Annotated in this window: 4 protein-coding genes; 3 read left to right on the top strand and 1 reads right to left on the bottom strand. The window is 40.4% G+C overall.

Annotation, left to right across the window (positions count from 1 at the left end; all coding sequences use genetic code 11):
* From GCCT14_RS04420 to GCCT14_RS04410, 3 genes are all read left to right on the top strand, one after another.
* On the top strand, positions 1–398 hold a 398-nt coding region (locus GCCT14_RS04420), incomplete at its 5' end, for an FHIPEP family type III secretion protein (RefSeq protein ID WP_192875505.1).
* 21 nt (positions 399–419) lie between these two features.
* A complete protein-coding gene (locus GCCT14_RS04415; RefSeq protein WP_108624389.1) occupies positions 420–1,715 on the top strand; it encodes an HrpJ domain-containing protein in 1,296 nt (431 codons plus the stop codon).
* A 3-nt stretch (positions 1,716–1,718) separates the two neighbouring features.
* A complete protein-coding gene (locus GCCT14_RS04410; RefSeq protein WP_108624388.1) occupies positions 1,719–2,135 on the top strand; it encodes a type III secretion system chaperone in 417 nt (138 codons plus the stop codon).
* On the opposite strand, the gene GCCT14_RS04405 is transcribed toward GCCT14_RS04410, so the two are convergent.
* Positions 2,072–2,530, bottom strand: a 459-nt coding sequence (locus GCCT14_RS04405) for a hypothetical protein (protein ID WP_108624387.1), incomplete at its 5' end; no start/stop codon positions are given. The two genes, GCCT14_RS04410 and GCCT14_RS04405, sit on opposite strands and share 64 nt — an antisense overlap.

The raw sequence follows: 2,530 nt of genomic DNA, 5'->3' as shown, positions 1-2,530 counted from the left end.
AGTCGGAGAAAGACACAGTTCTCTTGACAGAATATGTTAGATCATCTCTGAAGAGATATATCAGTTATAAGTATTCTCAAGGGCAATCTGTTATCTCTGTTTATGTTTTAGACCCTGAAATTGAAGACATTGTGCGTGGAGCGATTAAGCAGACATCTGCAGGTTCTTATTTAGCTTTGGACCCTGATTCGGTGCAACTGATTCTCCAGGCATTTCGCAATGTGATTACGTCACCTCCTCCGGGAGCGCAGCCTCCTGTTGTATTGACCGCCATTGATGTTCGTAGATTCGTTCGTAAGCTTATTGAAATGGAAATACAAGATGTTGCTGTCATTTCCTATCAAGAGGTTATTCCTGAGATCCGTATCCAACCCCTGGGGAGAATTCAACTGAGGTAATCAGAAAAGATAGGTCTCAGTATGGCTAATAACAGAATTGATCCTTCATCGGGGTTTGACGGGATCAAGATCAGTCAAGAAGATGCATTAGCTCTAAAAAATGAACTGAATGTGATTCATATGGAAGTGAAATCAGACTCTCTTGTTTCGCTTCTTTCTCAGGGTAAACTTTCTCTTTTTAATGGGTTAGATTCTTTACGAAGAAAAAAAGACAAGCTGCGTGCAAGAAAAAAAGTTCGCAGGAGTAGTGGCTTGGCTGGTGATGAAGAGAAACGTGTATCTGAAACCAAAGAATCAGCCCGAGAAAGGGCCGCGCGTTATCAGGAAGATAATGAAGAATTAGATGAACAGTACCTCTTAGCTTTACAAGGTCAAATTCGTGGAGATGACGACGAAGAGACAATTCTGGATAAGATTAAACTTTATTTTCAGGATTGGTCTCTAGTCGATGAGGTTTTAGATTTTTTATCCGAAGGTGCTGATTCAGCTCTTCTTAAAAAATTTAAGAATTTGAAAGATACTATTCAAAAGAAATATGGTAGAGAAATTCTTGCCGGGAAAAATATTGGCAATGAAGCTAGATTCTTTTCTAAGCATGGATTGGGATCACCAATTTTACTTAGAAAAATGTATTTAGATATTACGGCAAACCCAAGGACAGCACCTGATCTATTTGAGGATCTATCTAGCCGTTTCGCGTACCCTCAGCTCAGGAAAGTTATTGGTTTTCTTCTTCGATCGCTGGGAGCCGATTTGCGATCAAAAGGCCCTTCAATTGCTCGTGGAGAGCTTTATCGTCTTTTAAATGAGACACGTATTGCTCAAGCAATTTTGGGAGTCTTTAGGTTTTTTAAAGCTCGTGAAAAGATGGTAAATCGGTTGTTTGTTCAATATGGTCTCGATTCTTTGCCAAAGATGAACTTTGAAATTATGTCGAAGACATTTATGCGCTTTGTTTCAGATCGGTTTCCAAGCCCAGAAAATACTCGGCACCTAATTGGTCAGATGGGGGCACATGATTCAGTTCCAGGATTAATTGTTTTAGGTATGCAAGTAAGAGATGCTTTGCGTGAAGTAGATCCATATAAGTTATTTGGATATGGTACTGATCCTAACGCTGCACTTTTACATAAGGAAGAACTCACTAAAACTATTCTTGAGGTTTTAGAAGAGTTAGAGAATGAATACGAGGATATCATAGAAGCTAATGACGATGATGACTACGATGATTCACAGGATTCCGATGAAGATTCTGACGAGGATCTGACCGAGGAAGAAGAGCGTGCTGTTAAGAAAGAGATTCTAGGAGCAGATTGAAACATGTACTACTTGCCTTTTGAAAACTTGATCAAAGAACTCTCAGAAAGATGGACCGGCTCAACAATTGAACTCAATGGATCTTCTTCTTGTGAAATAAAAACGGAAGAAGGCCTGCTCATGTCCATAGAAGCTGATACAAAAGATCCTGTTATTCAAGTGATCTGTTTTTTAGGATTGGTTTCTAAGACAAAAGAATCTAATGCTCTTTTTATTCGCTTGTTACAAGAAAACTTGTCTCCAAATGAAGATGAAGTCTTCGGAATTGATCCTACAAGTGGTCAATTCACCTTACACAGAAGCATCTCACTAGAAACCATTAGCGCTGACTCATTGGTTCTAAATCTGTTACGACTTCACAACAAGGGAATAGAGTGGTCCCAGGTAATTTTGGGGGAAAAACCCCTCCCAGTTAAATAGTTTACCAAACAAGCGAATAAAAAGACTTCCTCGTCATATGCATCTGGATCTCTTAGACCGTGCCAGTTTCGCCCTTGTTGGCGAGATGAGCTAGTGCAATCATGCGAATGATCGTCACCGCCCATATCTGTATAAGCGTCATCAAGACCTTCTGTCGTTTCTAGATCGCGACGGGCAAACCCTCTGTTGTTGTCCTGCTGATGATAACCAGTTTCAGTTCCATCAGAATGACTTTCGCTTGAGTTCCCATCACCAAGAGTAGTCCCAACAGTAGGATTTTCGGCATAGCCACCCCTGATCTGTCTACGTACAGGCACGCAGTCTTGACCGTGCACAAATTCTTTAAGAGCTTGTAGTCTTTCCTTTTCCTCTTCTATTCGTGTCTTTAGCTCTTC

Source organism: Candidatus Similichlamydia epinepheli (assembly GCF_003056015.1).
Note: the sequence above shows the minus strand (reverse complement) of the source record. Positions and strands in the feature narration are given on the sequence as shown.

Excerpts from the sequence above, each read along its gene's own strand:
- GCCT14_RS04415 (WP_108624389.1), top strand. The coding sequence starts at position 420 with ATGGCTAATAACAGAATTGATCCTTCATCGGGGTTTGACGGGATCAAG.
- GCCT14_RS04410 (WP_108624388.1), top strand. The coding sequence starts at position 1,719 with ATGTACTACTTGCCTTTTGAAAACTTGATCAAAGAACTCTCAGAAAGA.